We start from the raw sequence: 21,585 nt of genomic DNA on the forward strand, positions 1-21,585 counted from the left end.
CAGCTAACAGCTAACAGCTAACAGCTAACAGCTAAAAGCTAACAGCTAACAGCTATTATAGAACTACAACTGAATTCTCAGCTGCATCAACGCCAGCAGGGACATATTTGTCAGCCTCCCAGTCATTTTCCCATTTCGCATCATCAAGGATGTAACGGAACTGGTATTCGCCTGCACCAAGTTCAAGACTTGCTTTAAACGAACCGTCTTTTTGTTTTTTCAATGCGATAGCTTCCTCTGGATTCCAACCATTGAACTCGCCTACAAGTGCTACTTTTTTAGTTTCAGCTGCTGCTTCCGCAGGTACAGTAAAAGTTACTTTGTAAACCGATTTGCTCTTTACGAATGTCTTAGTTAATGCCATGTTTTCGTAGTGTTTTTTTTATTGACGCTACAAATATACAATCTAGGATTATTCAAAGCAATGAATATCAGTATAATATATGTTTACCTTCTTTGAATAGTTATATCATATTCGTTAGAAAACGGGTTCTGGTGCAATTTTGAGCCGTATTTTTATCTAAAAGTATAGCGCATTCCCAGGAATCCACGCAGGCCCTGATTAGGTGCAAAAACGTAAGATGGGTCAAATGTAAGTCTCTGCGGGTTACCTGGTGTGGCAATTACCTGTCCGTCAGAACCAAAACTGACGTCCTTATCAAACGGATCAAATGAACGTGCAATGGAGTTGGATGGAGGTGTAAAATTCAGCAGGTTTTTGATGCCACCGTATATTTCAAGTCCATTCTGGAACTTCTTTGTCATTTGAATATTTTGAAGAGACCATACCGGTGAGTTCGCAGCGCGTGGATCATCTTCACTCAATATTGGCAGGCGCATTGGGCCGTATATATTACCTGTGTAATCAAATGAAATTCCGGATTTTGCCAGCTCATAAGACACCGACCAGATACCAGTAAACTTCTCAGTGAGAACCGGACGGAATTTTACGCCATTTTCATTTTGATAATTTTCCATGTACGTTCCGCCAGCAATAATTTTAAGCGGGAACGGGAAATTAAAATCAAGGTTGAGACTCACTCCCTTGGAAACCGCATAACCATCCAGATTGTCATAAATGATCTGGTTTGGATTGGTGTCATAGTCAGGAAGTATTCTGTTGGTAAAATAGGTGTAAAAAACAGAGGCATCAAATCCTATGAAAGAGTTGCCCGTAACGATCTTTTTTACAAAATTAATGTTGGCATTCCAGCTTTGCTCAGGATTAAGCGCTTCTTTGATGATCACATCGCGCGAACCGGTCAGCGCCGCGTGATCTTCTGTGAACAAGTTAACGATACGGAAACCGCGGCCGATATTAAGGCGGATTACATCAGTCTGGTTGAATTTGTATTTGTAAGCCATTCGCGGTGTGAAAATGCTACCGTGGCGGCTGTTATAATCATATCTGGCGCCAAGTAATAACACATGATCACCCAGTTTAATCTCATCCTGCACAAACACACCCGGAAGATATGTCTGATCTGCATGATCGTCTCCGTCTGGCCGGGAAGTAGCTGGCGTGTTGTCGTTGTAAAATGTGTAACGGAATGGCGCACCAAATAGCAGGTTGTGTTTTCCGACTTCTTTATCCCACAAAAGCTGTGCAAAGACAATTTTCTGATCGGCCATGTAAGGCACATTTCCATAAACAGAATTTTGGTGATGTGAGCTGAATGAGTATTGCAACGTCACCTTTTCCTGGACCGGCAACTGATAACTGCCCAGGACTTCGTATCGTTTTGTGTAAATGCTTTCACCATAAACTTCATCGCCACCTCGGTACGACTTGTTCCAATTCATTTGTCCGCCCCAGCGATCTTCGTAGAAATATCTGGCAGCAATGGTAGCCAGTTTGTTATCAGGCAAGCTAAACGACCATTTGTTGAATATAGAAATGCGGTTCTGAAGAGTCAGATCCGTAAATCCGTCGTTGTTGTGGTCAACAGGGTTTTGGTAGTTGAAATAATTTACACCGATTAAAGAACTCACTTTGGAGCTCGGTGTCAGTTTTACACCAAGATCGACATTGTAGTCCAGCCATGAGGTACTAAAAACATCAGCCGCAAAAACAGGCGCTTTGGACGGATTTTTGGTGATAATATTGATCAATCCGCCAACTGCTTCAGATCCATATAAAGTGGAAGCCGGACCTTTCACAATTTCCACGCGATCAATCAGACTATTCGGGATCCCCGACAGTCCATAAACGGTAGATAGCCCGCTTACCATTGGCATACCGTCGATCAAAACCATGGTATATGGTCCTTCCAGCCCGTTCATGTGAATATCTCCCGTGTTGCACACGCTGCAATTGAGCTGGGGACGCACACCGTTTACATAACTCAAACCTTCGAATATGCTGGAAACCGGATTTTTATAAATGAATTTTGCGGTAATAATGTCAACCGGCACCGGACTGTCCAGTTTGGAAACCTCCTTCATAGTACCAGTCACAACCACTTCGTTCAAAGCGTTTTCTCCGCTTTTTAAAGTGAAATCCTTTTTCAGATTTTGAGTTATACGAACGTTTCGCTCAGTTACAGTAGGATGGGCAATATAGCTGATCTTGATCGTGTAAGTTCCCGAGGGAACAGATCCAATGTAATAATTGCCTGATGTATCGGCAGTGGTTCCGGTTTTTAATTCCTGAATGTAAACAGAGGCGCCGAATGCGGGTTCGGTCTGTCCTTCCAGAGAAATTTTTCCGGAAAGGCTATGCTGGCAGTAAACGTTGAGAGGTATTACACTCATTAATAGTAGTATGAGTAACTTCATATATACTTCGAATTATTTATTTAACTATGTCTATATTTAAATTTAGGCAAACCTAAAAATAAAACTTGACAAATAAAAATATGCAACAGTGATGCATAATAGTGTTTTATAAACTATAATGACCAGTTATATCGTTGAAGGGGATTAATATTGCACCAAAATTAAAATGCCACTTATGATGAAAAGATTTTTGAGGCCAATCAATTTGCCTGCTACCGCCGACTGGGGAGTACTAATTTTAAGGGTTGGGATTTCACTGTGTATGCTGACACATGGCTTGCCCAAGCTTACCAAACTTGTAAATGGAAATTTCGCTTTTGCAGATCCAATTGGCATTGGTGAAGTGCCATCTTTGGTAATGGCCGTTTTGACTGAGGTGTTATGCTCGTTGTTCCTTATTCTGGGCCTTGCTTCCCGTGCGGTTCTTATCCCGTTAATTTTTACAATGGTCGTTGCTTTGTTTATTGTTCATGCAGCCGATCCGTTTGATGTAAAAGAGCATGCACTGCTTTTTCTTATTCCCTACGTTACTTTATATTTAACCGGTCCTGGTAAATTTTCGTTGGATAAAAAACTCTTCTAGTTTACTGTATTTATAAAAAGGAACGCCCGGCAAAATGTTGCCAGGCGTTCCTTTTGACGTATAAAATTTCCTACTGAGACCATTGCGTTGGTTCGCGGTCCCATCGGTGTTGTTTCAATTTGTCGGCAACTTCGCTTGTTAGTCTGGTCCCGTCGCTGGCCGCCACATTGGACCTTACGTGCGGCAATTTCCTCATGCCGGGAATGGTGGAATGTACGTCCGGATTGTTTAAAATAAATCTCAGAGCAAGTTCAGGCATGGTCATTCCTTCGGGAATATCTTTGCGCAAAGCTTCGGCATGGTCTACACTCGAATTCAGGTTTTCGGGTACGAAGTATGTTCCGCGCCAGTCTCCCTCCGGAAACGTTGTTTCTTTGGTAAGCAGCCCCGTAAGCGTTCCTTCGTCAAAAGGCACCCGGGCAATAACGGCGATGTCCATTTCTCTGCAAAGCGGAAAAAGATTGTCCTCAGGTGCCTGGTCAAAAATATTGTAGATTACCTGAACACTATCTATCAGGCCTGTTTTTATGGTTTCAAGAGAATTGTCCGGCTCCCATCTGTTCACGCTCAGTCCCCATCTTTCTACTTTCCCGTCCTTTGTCAGCTTCTGAACGGCTTCCTTCCATTCGTCTTCCTGAGCCCAGCTATCTTCCCATACATGAAATTGAAGTAGGTCGATTTGCTCTGTACCAAGATTTTTCAGGCTTTTTTCAGCGTATTCAATAATATAATCAGCCGGAAAAACATCTTTCAGTTTGAAGTCGGGACGTGAAGGCCACTGACGGTTTTTCGGTGGGATTTTGGTTGCAGCATATAGCTTTTTACCCGGATTCCTTTTGATAAGTTCACCCAATATTTTCTCACTTAGTCCTTCTGCATAGCCCCAGGCAGTGTCAAAAAAATTCACACCCGATTCTACGGCCAGGTCAAGTGAGTCATCGGTTTCCTTTCTGTCGGAGCCAGTCCAGCCGGCAAGTCCCCACATGCCGTAACCGATTTCGCTTACTTCCCATCCGGTGCGTCCAAAACGACGATATTGCATTTTACTAATGTTTAGTGATTGTCAAGAAAGAAAATTACAACGTCTTTATAATGTATTCCAATTACATTTGTTGCAATTTATTATTTTTAGGTTGGCCTGCGATGGTTTGTTGACAGTTAAGTTTAATGTGTGATAATCGGTGTTGAAGACGAAAGATATAGTAGAAATGACTGTGAAAGGAATTGCCGGAATATTACTTATTTTCTGTGTTTCCGGTTGGGTAAGCGGGATTAAGAGTCCGGAGAAGACATTGGAATATTGCAGTATATTTCGTCAGATTCAAATTGATATCAGAGATTGTGTAATAACGCCCGATTCAGCAAAAATTGCATTTCAGGCTGTCATGCATAATTTCAGATCAGTATATAACCGCGATTCCTGTCAGGCGATCGACTCTTCGTATTTTGTATTCCCTGTACAGTATTATTCCCCGCGCGAGTCTATTGGCGGGAGGGGAAAAGGGTATCGCCCAAATGGTTTTGACCTTTTCGATATGAACGTAAAAGGCAGCCATCCTGCACATGATATTTTTGTTCGGGATAGGAATCAGGATAACCTTGATGACAGAACCTGGCAACCGATAGACGTGCTGGCATTTACACCGGGGATTGTGGTGGCAACCGAAAATAGCTGGAAATATGACAGCGACCTGCGGGGCGGAAATTGGATATGGATATATGACCCCTGCCTGGACATGTTGTTTTTTTATGCACATAATAACCTTGTGATTGTTCAGCCGGGGCAGTGGGTGAAAGCGGGGGATAAAATTGCAGAGATGGGGCGTTCGGGTTTTAATGCATTTAAGAAAAGGTCTCCAACGCATTTGCATCTGATGACGCTCAAATTAAACGAAGATGCCTCGCCTGAGCCTTATGATACCTACGATTGGATGCTGAATTCCCGTATTAAAGAGTAGGAGAGCTGAATAATTGTGTTTTATGGGGGATTTTGCTGATATTTAAGATGAAGCAGATTTATATTCCTGATCCCCATAAATGATGAACAACCGTAGATCCTTTTTTAGAAGAAGTGCTGCACTTGGCTTAGGTGCATTTGGCGTAAACAGCCTTTTTAATCAACTTCATGCTGCCGATTTTGCTGATGCTGAAACGCTGTGGAATCCAGCCAGTGACACCAATGAAGATTATTGGAAGGTTATTCAGGATGCCTACACTGCCAGCAAAAGTGATGTGATTATTCTCAATAACGGCGGTGTATCGCCATCACCTCTTGTTGTGCAGGAGGCTTTGGAAAAATATAATAAACAGGCAGCGCAAGGTCCCTCGTACTATATGTGGCGGATCATGGATAAAGGTCGCGAGCCACTCCGGCAGCGACTTGCCAAACTGGCGGGTTGCGATGCGGAAGAAATAGCGATAAACCGGAATGCTACCGAAGCACTGAATACGATCATATTCGGATTACCACTGGAAAAAGGAGATGAGATCATCGGAACTATTCAGGATTACCCGAATATGATCCAGGCCTGGAAGCAAAGGGAAATGCGCGATGGATTGGTTTATAAACAATTGTCTTTCGAATTTCCGATTGAGGATGATGAACAGATCGTCAAAGCTTTTGAAGATGCCATTACACCGCGAACCAAAATCCTTCACATCACTCATATCATCAATTGGGTGGGGCAGATTATGCCTGTGAAGAAACTGTGCAAAATGGCTCACGCAAAAGGTATTGAAGTTGTTGTGGACGGAGCTCATACTTTTGGTTTGCTCGACTACACCATTCCGGATCTGGATTGCGACTACTTTGGTACGAGCCTGCATAAATTTTTGAGCGCGCCGGTCGGAAGTGGAATGATGTGGATCAAAAAGGACAAGATTGAGAAAATATGGCCGCTACTTTGCAACAGCGTTCCACAAGGCAAGGACATCCGGAAGTTCGAAACCTTGGGAACACGCAGCTTTTGCATAGAACAGGCGATAGGAGAGGCTATCAATTTTCAGGAAGCCATTGGTACAAAGCGAAAGCAGGAGCGGGTTCATTTTCTGAAAAAGTACTGGGCTGAACAGGCTCAACAGATACCTGGTGTTAAAATTCACACCTCCCTCAAACCCGAATTTTCATGCGCTATTGCAGGAGTGAGTGTAGATGGTCTCAAGCCGGAACAAGTTGATGCGAAACTGTTTAAAGAGTATAAGATACATACGGTTGGTATTAACTGGGAAAATATTCATGCTGTGCGGGTTACGCCCCATGTCTATACCAAGTTGAGCGATCTGGACCGGCTCGTGGAAGCCTTGGGAAAGATAGCAAAGGAGGCCTGAAATTTTTGAATTATAAGAACAAGGAGTGTGTAGCCTGGTAACTGCCGGTTGGTTATGCACCCCTTTTTTATTATATTACGTCTGCCATCTATCTTATATTTAGGATTTCTGGTAAGGTCATTTGACCATCTGAACAAATATTACCTGGAGTGAAATTGGTAAGAATTAATTTTGGGGAACAGAGGCAGGTATTAAACTAAATTGACAATGACACATTTAAGAAAAGGCTCCTTCATCAGGAAAGCCAAAGATATCAGTATCAGTGGTGCACTCGCTTTGGCTTTGCTTTCATCAGGAATGATGGTGCCGGGTTGTTCGCCTAAGCAGGACGATGAAGCCGATTATAGCTATGAGGAAACTACTTATTCAAAAGGTATCCGTTCTCATATCAAGGAAGTGAAGCCTGGTGAATTTAAAATTACGGATGAAGAAAGTGTAGATGCGGACAAATCGGTTGCTATTGTGACATATCTCGACGGGCATACCGATTCGCTGAGCACCACGGCTGCCAAAGCTCTGATCGACGAAGAGATCAAAAATAATGAGTCCCGCGTCGGTCATCACAGTGGCTTGTCGACCATGCTGCTGTATGGTGGAATGGGGTACATGCTTGGTCGCAACATGAACAACGGGTACATGAACAATTATCGTCAGCAGGGTGGAGCAACCGCTGGTGGAGTTTATGCCAGTCAGGGTGCTTTTGCCAAATCTCAGGGTGCTGTTCAGGATGTAAATGCTTCAAGGTCAACCAGAGTGGTTAATACCCGTCCATCAGGAGGTAGAAGTGGATTTTTCGGCCGCTCTTCCGGCGGAAGTGGTGGTTGATTTCACTGAAATAGTGACATTTATCTTCCCTTACAATTGATTTTAAATTCCGGCGCTTTGATTTTTTGCGCTGAAAGTGTTATGCCTAATTCAATCTATGATTAATCTTAAGAATTTGTCCGAACATCCTGATAAGGCTTTACAAAAAGTGGGCTGGAACTGGATGCTGGGAACCGATACAGCGCCTTACGTTACCAACGATGTTGTCGTGGTTAAAGAAGAGGAGGCGAATCAATATTATCAGGCTGCTACAACTCTGTATGACATGCTTGTGGAAGCCGGGCAATATGCCATTGATCATGAGATGTTTAAAGAAATGGGTATACCCGAAAGCCTCGTGGAAATGATCAAATTATCTTGGGAGGACGACCGTCAGGTTCACCTTTACGGGCGGTTTGATCTGGCTGGCGGCATAGATGGTGACCCCATAAAATTCATTGAATTTAACGCTGACACTGCAACCTGCATTCCTGAAAGTGCAGTGGTGCAATGGGCTCATTTGCGTATCAACGGGCTCGACGAATCCAAGCAGTTTAACACGTTGTATGAGACGCTGGTTGCTCAGTTTTTGTATATAAAAAGAGCGAACAACGACCTGACTCCATCCATTCTTTTTTCTGCGATGCGTGGTTATCCGGAAGACGATACCAACGTTGCAATTTTAAAAGAGGCGGCCAAAGAAGCCGGTTTCGATGTGGACTTTGCTTATGTGGACGAGGTTGAATTCTCCAACGGGGAGGGTGTCTTTAAGCAAGATTCTGAAAACGGTACGTTCATCAGATTCGATTTCTGGTTTAAACTTCTTCCCTGGGAATACGTCGGTTACGACGAACCGGAGTTGGCAAACATCCTTACGGAAATTGTGAAAAATCGCAAAGCAGTGATCCTGAATCCTGCGTATACGCTTCTTTTTCAGTCCAAATATATCCTAAAAGTGTTATGGGATCTTTATCCTTATCATCCTTTGCTTCTGCAAACGGAGCGCTACGTTATTCCTCATAAAAAGTCAGTAAGTAAAGTGCTTTTTGGCAGAGAAGGAGCTAACGTTGCAATTCTGGAAAAAGGAGGAGAGGTATCGGAAAAGGTGGATGGCGAATACGCGGAACAATCCAAAATATATCAGGAATATGTAGAATTTCCTGTCGATGAATCCGGCAGATCGTATCAAGCCGGTGTATTTTATGCAGGCGAACCCTGTGCGCTTGGTTTCAGAAGAGGCGGCAAAATATTGGACAACACGGCACAGTTTGTCGGGCATGTAATAGACTGACCAGTATAGAGCTGTTTGGCAAGATAAAAATCAACCATTTTAGAAATTACTTCTAAAATGGTTGATCTGAAGTTTTTCGATAGACGAGTAACGGTATATATGAAGGCTACTTGTTAGCCAAAGCGTTTCTATCAGCTCGATCTTGTAATGTTTTTTTCTTCACTTCTCCGGGAGTAAATTCTCCGTTAATCCAGCGAACAAAGTTTTTAGACTGTACCTGATAGACCATGGCCGATAATGGCTTCAGGTTGGAGTTCTCAATTTCTTTCAGGTAATTTTCTAAAAGTCGGTTTATTTCTACGATGTGTATGCTGTCCGTTTTCATTGGTAATTAACTCGCTTTATAGTTTGAGGACGTTTCTTGCGCTCTAAATATTAGAATAAGACAAGTTTAATCCTTCTTTTTTGGACTCACCTACTTTTTGGGGTAAATAGCCTTTATAGGTGGGTATAAACTGGCTAGCTTGTGGTAAGCAATTTTGAATGACTGCCTGAAAATAAGTTGAAAAAAAATGTAGAAATAAATTTGATATCTATGGATCACAAACGGCTTAAAGTTTCCCTTGATACACCAAGATAAGATGCAAGGAGCGTCTTTGGTATACGTTGGTAAAGGCCAGGATATTTTACTAACAGCTGATTGTAACGGGTTTTGGCATCAGAGGTAAGAAATGAAAGGATTCGTTGCTGTAAACCTATGTACCCTGAATTGTTTTTGATCCTGAAAAAATGCTCCATTTTATGCATTTCCCGGCAAAGCTTCTCTTTGTTTTCGTAACTGATGCCCAGGACAGATACCTTTTCTATACATTCAATATTCAGGGTGGCTTTCTGTCTGAAATGGAAAGCCTGGTAATCTGTCACCCACCAGTTCTCCATTGAAAATTGCAGAATATGCTCTTTCCCATCCTGGCTGAGGAACGTGGATTTTAACAATCCTTCCAAAACAAAAAATTCCATGTCGACCTCGTTCCCTTCCTGCACCGCAAACTGATGCTTCTTGAAATCACGCAAAACAAAATGCGAGTCTACAAAGTCAAATTCTTCATCGGTTAGAGCTACAATTTGCTCGATATGTTGGCGTAAATGTGCACGCATGCGTCTGATGTGATCTTTGTCACAGGAAAATAGTGATTTACTTCCTTAGTCGGAGCACCCAAAAAGCCCAAACTTTGCAGAAAAAGAAACAATCAAAATGAAATATCTCTTTCTGACAATCGCAATGGCCGCTTTTTTAAATGTAAGTGCTGCAAATAACACAAATGTAAATAATCAAACGAAGAATGATATGAGACCTAAGAAAGTACTCTTTGTTGTAACATCAACAAATAAGATCCCCGATTCAGAAAAAAGCACAGGTTTGTGGATAGAGGAATTTGCCGCGCCTTACTTCCTGCTGACTGACCGTGGTGTAGAAGTGACCATTGTTTCTCCCAAAGGCGGAGTTGCTCCCATTGATCCGAAAAGCAGGAAGCCTGAATTTACTACTGAGGCAGTAACAAGATTTTTCGGGGACTCGAAGGCGCAGGAAAAACTTAACACGACATTGAAACTGGCGGACGTGGAATCAGACCAATACGATGCCATATTTTATCCTGGTGGTCACGGTCCAATGTGGGATTTGCCAGAAAATGAGAAGTCAATCGCATTGATCGAATCATTTTACAATGAGAGTAAACCCGTTGCATTGGTTTGTCACGCTCCGGCCGCATTGAAAAATGTAAAAGGTAAAGACGGTCAGCCGCTTGTTGCAGGGAAAAAGGTGGCTGGGTTTACAAACAGTGAAGAAATAGCTGGTCAGTCAACAGCCGAAGTACCATTTATGCTGGAAGACATGCTTAAAGATAAAAAAGCGATTTATCAGAAAGGTGCAGACTGGCAACCATTCATGGTATTTGAAGGAAACCTAATCACAGGACAAAATCCGGCATCATCTATATTGGTTGCTGAGAAAATTTTGGCAGATTTAAATGTGCAGTAAGTGCTGTAGGACAAAACTGAAAAGGTCTGGTTTCGCCCGAAACCAGACCTTTTCAACTATACAGGAAGTTGGAAAATATATTTCTGATTACTTCAATTTATCAGCCGCGGGAATAAGAATGGCTTTCAAATCGGGATCCTTCATATCCTTGTCCAGGGGGAACATCGGATGTTTAATTCTTTTGTATCCAAGCCGTTCCAGATTTTGGTCCACACCTCCCGGTGTCAGTGCCAATAGCCAGTCTGCCCGCATGTTATAAAGTTCAGGTTCCAGATATCCTATTTTCACCACAACAATATCCGATTGACGAGGTTTTAGTCCCAGTCTGGTAAAGTCAGCTTCCTTGTGATAAGGTTTACGTTTTTTTGTAACGATCACACGCACACTTCCCACTTTCACAACCACCTCAGTTTCGGCATTTCTGTCTCCATGTTCGATGGATTCTACAATTCCATTCAACCTTATGGGAGGAGCAAAACGGGCATCAACTGCTGCGCCTGCCAACGCGTCCACTTTTCCGCCGACACCTGCTGCTATTGCCGCTTTCACGAATTCTGGTCCTGGGATTGAAGCGTAGATCAGCGACGGTCCGTTGCCAGATCTAAATTCTGGTCGTTTTAGTATTTCTGTTAAAGTCCAGGTAACGTCACCCGCGCCGCCCGCAGTAGGATTATCACCCGAATCGCTGATGAAAAATGGATGTTTTTGACTGGCTATTGCTTTATCTAAAGCTTCTTTCAAATCTGCTGTTGGAGCTACAAATTCAAATTTGGATCTCACTTTCCAAAAGCTATTCGCAAGCTGTTCGGCGGTAGCAGTTACCTTTTCCTTATCGTCGCCAGTCACCATCACCACGGCATGGTTACGGGGCTCGTCGGCCCAGGCATAGCCAATCCATATGGCTGCATCAATAATTCCGGGCTGAACAGAAGCAGGGGCAACAGCTGCATATAAAGATTTTCCGGGCTCAATTCTGGTGCTGGTTTTCTCTCCAGGTAATAATATCGGTACTGGGATCCAGGCTTTGTAAGCAGGCTTTCCCTTTCCGGTTTCCAGTCTGGATAGCAGATTGTCAACCGCTCTTTTCTTGGATTGCATGGCATCTTCGTGCGGAGCCATTCGGTAACAGGTGATCAGATCCGTATTGGCTGCAAGCCGCTGAGATACGTTTCCGTGCAAATCCATGGAAGTAGAAATCAGCGTTTTTATCCCCACTACCTCCCGGACCCGGATGATCAGATCGCCCTCCGGATCATCAAGACCAACCACACTCATGGCTCCATGGATATCAAAAAAAAGACCGTCGTAAGGCAAATTCTTTTTGAGCAGATCAAGCGTTTGCTTCACCAGCGATTCGTATGCTTCTCGGGTAACAGTACCTCCCGGTAAGGATTTTCCCATTAACGCAGGAAACCAGGACGCCCTTTTTCTATTGACTGAGTCCGCTGAGAAAAAAGGATAAGAAGTAAAAATTTCATCGCCACGTTTGGCGTGAAACGCTTCTTCATGGGTTCGGGCAGGAGAGAACGTGCTCGATTCGATTCCAAGACCAGCGATGGCGATTCTTGGTAAGGCTTTGGTCGGAGATTGACTGTTCAGTGAATCAGGATCATTGCCAAATGCTAAAAGTGGAACAAGCGGCTGTGATGCGATCAGTAAACAACAAGCCAGCGAAATAAATGGGTTTTTCATACATGAAACTTTGTCAATGGAGTATGCAAGGAATATCGATTGAAGATAATCAAGTTTTATGATCGACAAGCGCGCGACCAACTTTTTCTTAATAATAACCCCATAACCTGATGAGCGTTCTGATTCAATTCTTTGTAATCGTGGTATATCTGCATGAAGTGATTCCAGCTAGTTATCATAAACGCCATTTTAACACCTTTGAATAACGGTACTTTTGAATTTTTTTAAATAATTCATCTGGGAGGCAACGCTCTGGAAAATGATGTGATCGGTGAGGTTTAAATACCAATGAGTTAAATGGCTGACCGCTATTTTTTTCTACGTAGATCCAGGTTGTGAAATGCAAAAAATCTCAACACATTATTGCTGTTGAAATGATTGCCGGATGGTAGCTGTTGAGACTGGTTCATGTAGCCCACTTGCAAATTAAGCCCTTTGGTAAACTGGTAACCGAGTCCAACGAAAAAGCGGTTCTAGTCAAACAGGTTATAGGTGATCTGCTTGCCTGCGTTGATATGTATCTCATCATTGAATGCAAAAAAAAGCGTTTTGGGCTCGATGAAATCTCTGTTTAGTGGCACCATCAGGTTCAGTAAATACCGGAAACGAAAGTTGAAATTGGAGCCGTCCTGTAATACATCATTGGCAATTTTGCGGTTAAAGCGCTCTTCCACCCGTATCCACTGCTGTGTTTGAAGCCGCTTCTGCCGGCTTGTCCAAAGTACCTGTTGCCACAGTCTGTTTTCAGGGCGTATGGTGTGTAGTCCGGGTGCAGGATAACTTCGCGCATAGACATAACCTGCCGTGAACCTGAGATGATCATTGGCGTAATAAGTAATTCCCGGACGGATGATCTGTGTAGACCAGCGGTCGAGAAAGTCAGTTCTTCTGGCATGCAGATCCAGCCAGATTCCCCATTTATCGGTAATCCTGGTCTGGTTAAAATAACCCATCCAAACACCACTGTGTTTGTTGACATGTTTCTGGCCAAAGGATGGGATCGAGAAAAGGACAAGTAGTAGTAAAGTTAATTTCTTCATGAAACAGGCAAAAAATGTCTTTATAGGTAAGTTTTGATGCAAAAGCCAAGGATAGCTGCCGCTAAAATGACATAAGGTTCTTGTAGTTTCTTAATGTAAATGAGTGCAAGGATGGTAACGATGGCAATGAGTGCAGATGCCAGATCAACAATTGAGCGGGTTGCAATGACAAACACCGAACCAACCAGGGCGCCCACGACAGCCGCTGTGATCCCGTCTACAAAGGCTTTGATGCTGGTATTTTTAGAGATCTTTTTAAAGTATGGCGCAGGTAAAACCGTGAAAACAAAGCAGGGAAGAAAAACGCCCAGCGCGGCAACAGCAGCCCCTGCAAAGCCAGAAACCAGAAAACCGATAAAGCCAACGGTGATCACCACGGGCCCTGGCGTGATCATGGCGACAGCAACCGAATCCAAAAACTGCTGTTCATTGAGCCAGCCCATTTCACAAACAACACCCGCCTGCAAAAACGGAATGATCGCAAGGCCACTGCCAAATACAAACGCTCCCGCTTCTGTGAAAAACATTCCCAGTTTGAAAAGTTCTCCAGGCTCGTATTGCCAGAACCCTGTTCCAACTAAAAGAACAACAGATAAAGAAGTGTCCCTTCTTTGCAGCCACTTTGGTGGCGCTTTGATGGCCATATAAATGAAGCCAAGCAGGATAAACAGCCAAACTTCTTCTCTTTGGGTGATGGCGGTTACAACGGCCATTGTCAAAAAGAAAATCCACAAAAGCCACCGGCTTTTGATTGCCTGCAGCTCAATCTTACTAATTGATTTAAGCGTCAGCTTGTAACAACTTAGCGAGATGATGCCAATTACGGCAGCTCCCACACCATAAAATACAGATTGCATCCATGGAAGTCCACCGTATAATTTATAAGCCATACCCAGCAAAACGACCATTACGAAAGAAGGCAACACAAAAGCAAGACCTGTAAGTGTTGCCCCCCAAATTCCATAATGCACGTAACCCAGATAAATGCCGAGTTGAGCTGCCAGAGGACCCGGTGCAAGCTGAGCCAGTGCAAGCCCTTCGCGGTACTCGTCTTCGGATATCCACCTTTTGTCTTCTACAAGATCACGGTGCATATAGCCAATCAAGGCAACCGGACCTCCAAAGCCGAATGCGCCGAGTTTGAAAAAATACTTTACCAGACCAGATAAGAGGTAGCTTGGCTCCTGGTGTATAATATTGCTATTTTCGTTCATCAAGTTGTTCGGTGATTGAGCCGCAATACTAATGCGGGCAAGAACCAAATGATAGAATGAAAATGACGGATTTGTACAGAGATTACTTTTTAACCAAATTTTTTCTAAAATCTGACGGATTCTGACCTGTATGGGCTTTGAAAATCCTGTTAAAATGGCTCTGATCTGAAAAACCCGTCAAATACGCAATCTCTGATAAGGTATGTTTAGGATTTGCAAGCAGGTCTACTGCTTTTTCAATGCGCAGCTTTCGGATATATTCACCAAAGGACAAGTTGCTGAAATATTTCGAAAATTCGCGGGATACATAAGAGGGATGAATCTGCAAACCTTCCGATATTTCCTTCAGGCTTAAACTCAGGTTCGTGTCGATCTGGTCCTGTATAATTTCTTTGAGTTCTTTGGCCCACCTGGGTGTTTTCAGATTTTCAGTTTTCTGTTTGTCCAAATAAGTGTTAAACACAGCGAGAAGCAGTTTTTCTGTTGGGTTTTGCGTATGCTTTTGCTTTTGAAGGTGCTTAGCCCAGCTGTAAAGCGCATCATAAATCAGCATCCCTTTTTCAACTAACTCCTGATCATCGATAATATTATAGGCAAGGCCGGCCGAGATCGCCCAAAGTCCTGATGACTGGGCAGCCAGTGAATGGTCATCGGTATCCGCCCCTCGTATGATAATTGCCATATCTTTTAACGCTCGATCTTCTATTTCATAACGTTCAAGAAAAAAATCAAACGTGCACCGGTCTTCATAATGGGTGAATTCAGTATCCGGAATGTCAAAGGGAGTGGCGTCAAATTCAATTGCTTTCGCTTTCACCTCATCCAATGGAACAAAAAAGAAATGTGCATCCGGATCGATGAACCTTCTGATCAGCCAGGGACAGGCGATGCGGTCAATCTTAGGGCGTTCACGGGTGATCCAGTTCATCCAGTTTTATCATTAATTATTTATCAAAGATAGTGTTTTGACAAAATGATGGGAATACTCATTGAGCAGGGGATTGACATTGACTTTACCCCGCTGCCGTCACTATTAAAGTGGTTTAAATTCAGGATAGTGTGCAAACACATTAAAGCCCGTCCAGATTGTGAACGGGCTTTAATTCAAATTTCCATATCCAGCTACAATGTGCTTAACAACATACTTACCTACCAATTTCAAAATTGCGGCTAGTCTGCGCGTAATCTTTCTATTGGATTTGCTGTGGCCGCACGGTAAACCTTTGAGCCGATAATAATGCAACAACAGATTACAACGGTCAGAAAGGTTCCGATATATGGAGCAGGCCCGGCGTCAGGATGATATTTGAAAATAAACTTGAAAATAAATTTGCTGGTAAACAGGTAACCCAAAATCGAACCAACCACAAATGCAATCAACAGGATATACACGAATCGCCGATTGACCGCAGTAATTATTTGCAGTACCGAAGCACCAAGAACTTTACGCATGCCAATTTCTTTGCTACGTTTATCTATGTTCAATGAAATTTGGGCAAATAAACCTGACGCTGAAAGGAGCAAGGTAACAATGGCTAGAAAAAAAGCAATTGATTTAAAACCTTGCGTCATCCGGAGTTCTTTTTCAATTAAGTCTGATTGCAGAAAGCCCCGGTAAGGTAGATTGGGAGCCACTTTATGCCATGCTGTTTGTAGAAATGCCGCGACTTGTGGCAATTTATCTTTACTTGTACGTACAACCACATACTTATATTCATCAGGCTTTGCCATGCGCAGCACACAGGGCGGTACTAGATCATGTAAGCCATATTCTTTATAGTCAGCTACAACTCCAACAATTGTATATTTTGCACTGTCCAGCGTAATTTGTTGGCCTATGGCCTGACTCAATCCAGACTGCTTTACAAAGGTCTGATTGACCAGTATTGATGCGTCTACATCGGCTTCGCCGTTATGAAATTGACGGCCTTGAACCAAAGCTATCCCCATGGTATTGAGGTAGTCCTGTCCACCAACGTGTGCGACTTGTGCCTGCAGTTCACCCTTCTGAGTTTTTGCTGTTAAGGTGTATGTTTCATTTCCGATTTGCTGAGCAGATGCGGCTACACTTTTCACTTCTGGGTTAGACTGAATGGCCTGGCTTAAAACGTTGTACTGCTGTGGACCATCGATTTCTACCACCGCAATTTCATTGATCGCATAGCCAAAATCGGCATTCTGTTGAAATGCTGCATTCTGGGTCATGACGATACCAACCACAAGCGCGAAACATGATAAGCTGAATTGCGCAAGGAGCAGAAAACGTGTAAAACGGTTCGAGGATCCAAGAGATGTACTTCCCTTAAGAATACGGACTGGCTGGAAAGAACTGATATACACCGCCGGATACAAACCAGAGCAGATGGCGCTGACAACGGGTACCAGTATGAGAAATAACCAAAACCCATAATCCTTTGTAAGGTCTGGCGAAAGATCTATTCCTGTAAATCCAATCATCGCTGGCGTTAGCAGGCTTATAAATAGCAGGGCTAATGCAGATGCCAAAAGACATAGAATAATGTTTTCTGTTAAGAATTGCCTGATTAATTCGCTGCGCAGGCCTCCGATTACTTTACGAACACCTATCTCCTTTAACCGGCCGCTGGCAAAGGCTATGGAAACATTTGTAAAATTAAAGCAAGTGATAATTAACAGAAATAGGGACATGATAGCAGGGACAATCACGAGAACGCCACGGGGATTGGAATTTAACTGACTCCCATGTACATATCCTGACATGTCAATATCCGAGCTGGTCGCCAACTCAGAAAATGGCTGGAGTGAAAAGCTTTGCATCAGCCAGTCGGTGCGCTTACTATTATTAAGCGCCACGTAGGGCATAAGGTTGGAAGTTATGAGATGAGCCGCTTGCTTATCCTTTAACTGCACAAATGTGGTAATGAGCTCCGGATTGCGCCAGTCATCTGGTTGCGACTGACCATTCACAAACCTATTCTCAAAAGATGTTATAATGTCAAATTGAATACTTGAATTTTCCGGAATTTTCTGAGCTACAGCAGCAACTGTGTAAACCTTATTTCCCCCCTCAGGTCCAACGATGGTCATTGATTGACCCACGGCCATTTGTTTTGGGAAGTATTTTTCTGCAAGAGCTTCACTGATTATTATCTGGTTCGCTTTGTCAAATCCTGATAGGTTCCCAAATTTCAAAGGGAACGTAAAGAAATCAAGCAAGTTCTTGTCAGTGTAGTGAATACGCTCGTCGAAGGTATTCTCTTTGTGTTTCACAATGACAGCCGCACTGCTAAGCCGGGCAAGGCGATCCGCCCCGGCTGAATCTTTCTGCATTGTCCTGGCCAACGGTAAGGGTACAACGCCCCAAGTCTGCTTTGTGCCTTCTATGATCCGCTCACTGTTCAGCCGGTAAATCCCGTCTGTATTAGCATGGTTCTGGTCAAACTTAGCTCTGTAATTATAGTTCAGGTAAGCCAGAATGCAGCATGCAATAGCAAAACCAAGCCCTACTACATTAAGGACGACATAAATTTTGTTGCGCCAAAGTACACGAAAAGCGATTTTAAAGTAATTATTGAGCATATGTCTGGTTCAAATGATATAGTAATTGACTCAAATTTGCAATTTGTAAAACGCTTAATTAGAGACACTGCTTACAAGATCACAATTATTATTCCATTTGCACGAATGTTGCCTTAGATGAGACTGAGGCACTTTTTTTATGCTCATTTGTGCGAATATGAACACTGAAGTCCGATTTTGAGTCTCGCCTAATCTTTCGAGATATGACTTAGCTTTTACTACTGATTGGGACTCCCTGATATCTAAGGTATTTATACAGAGTCATTTTTAAAATCCTCAAATCGGATGCAATTTCATTAACACCTAACTTACGCTCAGTGTATCAATTGCTACCATGATGCTAGTCAGCAGGTTGTGATGGATTTTCAAAGCCCCAAAGAATATCCCGAAGGTATTCGATTATTAAATCAATGTCTTTTCCGGGTTTCGCCTATAACAATTCAAGTGTGGGGCTGTCGAGAATATATTCCAAAATACATTTAGCGGATTATGATGTAATTGTCTTTTGGTTGTACCGATCGAGTTGCTACGGTATTAAGTCTTCTCATTATAGAATTACCGTCTGTAAATCTTATTATTCAATTTTGAAGTATTGTATTCACTCTTAATTGTGATATCATAATCTAGAGTGTTATCTATAAGTTTTGCTTTGCCAATGACGCTGTAATCTAACTGATTAGTAACAAATAGGTTGTTGAAATCCAGAACATTATTGTCAGAAACGGTTACGTTAGGAATGTAAATATCGTACTTAGATCGTGTGATGCTTCCATCCGGGTAAGTATTCGTAAAGAAAAAAATGACATTTACATGATTTAGATCTTGCTTTGTTATTTTCCACGTTTCGGTTGTATTTACGTTGCTGTCTTTTTTTGATCCATAAAAGTCACCTACGAATTTCCCTGCCAAATCCGGCTCACGGTTTTTCCTGCAAGAAGTTAATGTACAAAAGATAAGGAATAGTAAAACTATGTTCTTCATTTAAAATAAAATTGTTTTTTACGGAGTGTAAATATAAATAAATCCGTATATTTTAGTAAGCAGCTTTAAATTAGCTCGACTTAGAATTGATGGTCAGGAAGAATTAATTTCGATGTACTTCGTGAAATTAGTTCTTTTATGATCAAAAAAAGGTTCATCTGGGATATTAAATCTAAATAATTGCTTTAAGCGTTGGAGAATTTGCAGTCGCACATAGGCAGTCAGGCGGTTACTTTGCTAATTGTGAAGATGCATGTACCTTTGGAACCTGATAAATTTTTGTAAAATTCATACCTGTGAAAAAAGTATATAGTTTTGCGATTTTTTTTCTTTGTCTGTTCTGTTTGTCTTGCAGAAAGAAGTCAAAATCGGATGTAGATCCTCTTGTACCGGCAGATGTCTATGTAACTTTATCAAATACCTATGGTAGCTATGGCCAATACTGGAAAAATGGTGAGATGGTAAATCTGGCTACTGCTAATACTTTCGCAAAAGCCAGAGCAATTTTTGTATCAGAAAACGACATACACGTTGTGGGGGACGCTTCAGTGACTTCCGATATTGTATTTTCTCCATTTACTGGGCAATATTGGAAGAACGGCGTTGTATCAAATGTCGAGAATGGCATACCTGCTAAGCTGTTATATGATGTTGTAGTTTCAGACGGAAATGTTTATATCTCTGGAGATGGGCTTAATACTCCGCAACTCAGAATGCAAGCGGCCTACTGGAAAAATGGTGTTGCAATACCGCTCGATGAAGCTAATGTTAGAGGTTCTCGCTCGCGAGGAATTTTTGTAGCTGGAAAAGATGTCTATGTTGCAGGTTCACTTAACTTCCAAGATGAAACCGCCGTTTATTGGAAAAATGGAACAGTTGTAACTTTGGGTGATCCTATCAACACTTCCTACGCCAACTCAGTTGCTGTATCCGGTAAAAACGTGTATGTGGCGGGAAGCGAAGGGTTTAGAGGTGGATCCAGGGCCAGATATTGGAAAAATGGGGCGGGGAATTATCTTACAGATGGCTCAGAATACAGTTCAGAAGTAGTTGACATAGCCGTTTCAGGTAAAGATGTATATTGTGTTGGGAATCTGCAGTATTACGACAATACCAGAGTCGCAATACTTTGGAAAAATGGAATATCCCAGAGCCTTCCCGGGGCCATTCGGGTTTCCAGTGTCCTTGTGTTTAACAATGACGTATATGTGGCAGGTGAAGGTTTTGATAACGCAATTAAGAGTCCTATGTATTGGAAAAATGGAGTACCGGTCGTATTACCCAATAATGGTAATGGAACATTTGCCAGTTCAATATTTGTGAAAAAACGGTAGTTTTTACATGAATTGATGCAGCGGGAGTATACAAGGGTATTTCTAAAAAACCTTGCGGCATGGCGAAACGATACGCTATTCGTAGCTGTGCCAACTGTATAGCCCCAATCGTAAGGACACTTGTGATCTTTGGCAGTCCCTACCAATCAATAGACTTACGTCACTTTTTATTCTAGCTTGTCTAGTACTCCTAATTGTAAATCGTCAGCTAAAAGTGGACATCTGTGACTAGAAACTAAGAGAGTGTTTTTTCCTTTAATTCTTAACTTTAATATTATAGGAAACACGAAAAAAATATGCCTCCAATTCTCAGGCGAAGCCTTTCACTGCCGGCTATCTCAATGGAATTATTTCCTCCGATGTGAAAATTTGCAAGTCGCCGATATTGGAGGTTCGAACGAAAAGAGCGGGTGAGTATTCCTTAGTGCCGAAAATGCGTAGCAACAAGACAGGAAACAACAATTAGAATAAAATTATCTGCTTGATTAAAGCAGTTATCTCTTTAAGAGAATCTATCTTCTAATCGGCAAAGTGTATTTAACTGCTACGGGTTTTCCATTGCATTTTCCCGGAGTCCATGTTGGCATTTTTTCAAATAAGCGTTGTATTTTGCCTTTTACCTTGCCAATATTAGTAGCATTATTGGAAATGGTATAGGAGGTACACTTGCCTTTTTTATCAATTATGAAAGTTAACTTTATATACATTCCGGTATCTTCCCATTCTTCATTGGTCAGGTCTAACTCTTTGCCTAAAAATTTGTAGAACTCCTGGCTTCCCCCTGGGAATTCAGGTTGCACCTCTGCGATCGAATAAACCATCATCTTAGATGACTTGTCGTAGTGACCTTCACACGCTTGTGGTAGCAATGTTCCATTTGTACCCAAAGAAATATTTAGAGTGTGTTTGGGAATTAAGTTTCGCTTACAGAGTTTATTCGTTGTAACATCAACTGAATATTGGCCAAAAATAGCCAGGAAACGGAAGATGATACGGTATATT

General features: G+C 42.4%; 18 protein-coding genes and 1 pseudogene. 7 read left to right on the forward strand and 12 right to left on the reverse strand.

Annotated features, from left to right (window positions below):
- Positions 1–55 precede the first annotated feature (55 nt).
- Together LZG71_RS13075 and LZG71_RS13080 are read right to left on the reverse strand one after the other, a co-directional pair.
- Complete coding sequence (locus tag LZG71_RS13075) at positions 56–364, reverse strand: isoamylase early set domain-containing protein (protein ID WP_233821058.1); 309 nt, start codon at positions 362–364, stop codon at positions 56–58.
- A gap of 152 nt (positions 365–516) precedes the next feature.
- Positions 517–2,778, reverse strand: coding sequence for a TonB-dependent receptor (locus LZG71_RS13080; RefSeq protein ID WP_233821060.1), 2,262 nt, complete (start codon positions 2,776–2,778; stop codon positions 517–519).
- A 175-nt stretch (positions 2,779–2,953) separates the two neighbouring features.
- Here LZG71_RS13080 and LZG71_RS13085 point away from each other — a divergent pair, with 175 nt between their 5' ends.
- Entirely contained in the window at positions 2,954–3,361 is a 408-nt protein-coding gene (locus LZG71_RS13085; RefSeq protein ID WP_233821062.1) for a DoxX family protein, read from the forward strand.
- 70 nt (positions 3,362–3,431) lie between these two features.
- On the opposite strand, the gene LZG71_RS13090 is transcribed toward LZG71_RS13085, so the two are convergent.
- On the reverse strand, positions 3,432–4,403 hold the full coding sequence (locus LZG71_RS13090; RefSeq protein ID WP_233821063.1) for an aldo/keto reductase: 972 nt from the start codon (positions 4,401–4,403) through the stop codon (positions 3,432–3,434).
- A gap of 142 nt (positions 4,404–4,545) precedes the next feature.
- On the opposite strand from LZG71_RS13090, the gene LZG71_RS13095 reads away from it, so the two are divergent.
- From LZG71_RS13095 to LZG71_RS13110, 4 genes are all read left to right on the forward strand, one after another.
- Positions 4,546–5,319 (forward strand): M23 family metallopeptidase, encoded by a 774-nt coding sequence (locus tag LZG71_RS13095; RefSeq protein WP_233821064.1) that lies wholly within the window; start codon positions 4,546–4,548, stop codon positions 5,317–5,319.
- Positions 5,320–5,401: 82 nt separating this feature from the next.
- Positions 5,402–6,688, forward strand: coding sequence for an aminotransferase class V-fold PLP-dependent enzyme (locus tag LZG71_RS13100; protein ID WP_233821087.1), 1,287 nt, complete (start codon positions 5,402–5,404; stop codon positions 6,686–6,688).
- A 207-nt stretch (positions 6,689–6,895) separates the two neighbouring features.
- Complete coding sequence (locus tag LZG71_RS13105; RefSeq protein WP_233821065.1) at positions 6,896–7,513, forward strand: hypothetical protein; 618 nt, start codon at positions 6,896–6,898, stop codon at positions 7,511–7,513.
- 97 nt (positions 7,514–7,610) lie between these two features.
- Positions 7,611–8,783, forward strand: coding sequence for a glutathionylspermidine synthase family protein (locus LZG71_RS13110; protein ID WP_233821066.1), 1,173 nt, complete (start codon positions 7,611–7,613; stop codon positions 8,781–8,783).
- Between the two features lie 106 nt (positions 8,784–8,889).
- On the opposite strand, the gene LZG71_RS13115 is transcribed toward LZG71_RS13110, so the two are convergent.
- Both LZG71_RS13115 and LZG71_RS13120 read right to left on the reverse strand, forming a co-directional pair.
- Positions 8,890–9,108: a hypothetical protein gene (locus tag LZG71_RS13115; RefSeq protein ID WP_233821067.1), complete on the reverse strand. Its 219-nt coding sequence runs from the start codon at positions 9,106–9,108 to the stop codon at positions 8,890–8,892.
- Positions 9,109–9,323: 215 nt separating this feature from the next.
- Positions 9,324–9,881 carry a Crp/Fnr family transcriptional regulator gene (locus LZG71_RS13120; RefSeq protein ID WP_233821068.1) on the reverse strand — a complete coding sequence of 186 codons (558 nt, stop codon included), beginning with the start codon at positions 9,879–9,881 and terminating at the stop codon, positions 9,324–9,326.
- A 190-nt stretch (positions 9,882–10,071) separates the two neighbouring features.
- Here LZG71_RS13120 and LZG71_RS13125 point away from each other — a divergent pair, with 190 nt between their 5' ends.
- Complete coding sequence (locus tag LZG71_RS13125) at positions 10,072–10,764, forward strand: type 1 glutamine amidotransferase domain-containing protein (RefSeq protein WP_233821069.1); 693 nt, start codon at positions 10,072–10,074, stop codon at positions 10,762–10,764.
- An 87-nt stretch (positions 10,765–10,851) separates the two neighbouring features.
- Here LZG71_RS13125 and LZG71_RS13130 read toward each other — a convergent pair whose 3' ends face one another.
- The 6 genes and pseudogenes from LZG71_RS13130 to LZG71_RS13155 all read right to left on the reverse strand — a co-directional run bounded on the left by LZG71_RS13130 (position 10,852) and on the right by LZG71_RS13155 (position 19,249).
- Positions 10,852–12,456, reverse strand: a complete 1,605-nt coding sequence (locus LZG71_RS13130; RefSeq protein ID WP_233821070.1) for a M81 family metallopeptidase — start codon at positions 12,454–12,456, stop codon at positions 10,852–10,854.
- Positions 12,457–12,764: 308 nt separating this feature from the next.
- A pseudogene (locus tag LZG71_RS13135) lies at positions 12,765–13,496 on the reverse strand (DUF2490 domain-containing protein).
- A gap of 20 nt (positions 13,497–13,516) precedes the next feature.
- Entirely contained in the window at positions 13,517–14,710 is a 1,194-nt protein-coding gene (locus tag LZG71_RS13140; protein ID WP_233821072.1) for a chromate transporter, read from the reverse strand.
- Between the two features lie 82 nt (positions 14,711–14,792).
- Complete coding sequence (locus LZG71_RS13145) at positions 14,793–15,638, reverse strand: chromate resistance protein ChrB domain-containing protein (protein WP_233821073.1); 846 nt, start codon at positions 15,636–15,638, stop codon at positions 14,793–14,795.
- Positions 15,639–15,880: 242 nt separating this feature from the next.
- Positions 15,881–18,268, reverse strand: a complete 2,388-nt coding sequence (locus LZG71_RS13150) for an ABC transporter permease (RefSeq protein ID WP_233821074.1) — start codon at positions 18,266–18,268, stop codon at positions 15,881–15,883.
- A gap of 555 nt (positions 18,269–18,823) precedes the next feature.
- Positions 18,824–19,249: a hypothetical protein gene (locus tag LZG71_RS13155; RefSeq protein ID WP_233821075.1), complete on the reverse strand. Its 426-nt coding sequence runs from the start codon at positions 19,247–19,249 to the stop codon at positions 18,824–18,826.
- 296 nt (positions 19,250–19,545) lie between these two features.
- Here LZG71_RS13155 and LZG71_RS13160 point away from each other — a divergent pair, with 296 nt between their 5' ends.
- Complete coding sequence (locus LZG71_RS13160) at positions 19,546–20,583, forward strand: hypothetical protein (protein WP_233821076.1); 1,038 nt, start codon at positions 19,546–19,548, stop codon at positions 20,581–20,583.
- Between the two features lie 512 nt (positions 20,584–21,095).
- On the opposite strand, the gene LZG71_RS13165 is transcribed toward LZG71_RS13160, so the two are convergent.
- The coding region (locus LZG71_RS13165; RefSeq protein ID WP_233821077.1) for an energy transducer TonB at positions 21,096–21,585 on the reverse strand (490 nt) is incomplete at its 5' end.

Origin of the sequence: Dyadobacter sp. CY312 (assembly GCF_021390535.1) — a bacterium.
In the GTDB taxonomy this organism is placed as follows: domain Bacteria; phylum Bacteroidota; class Bacteroidia; order Cytophagales; family Spirosomataceae; genus Dyadobacter.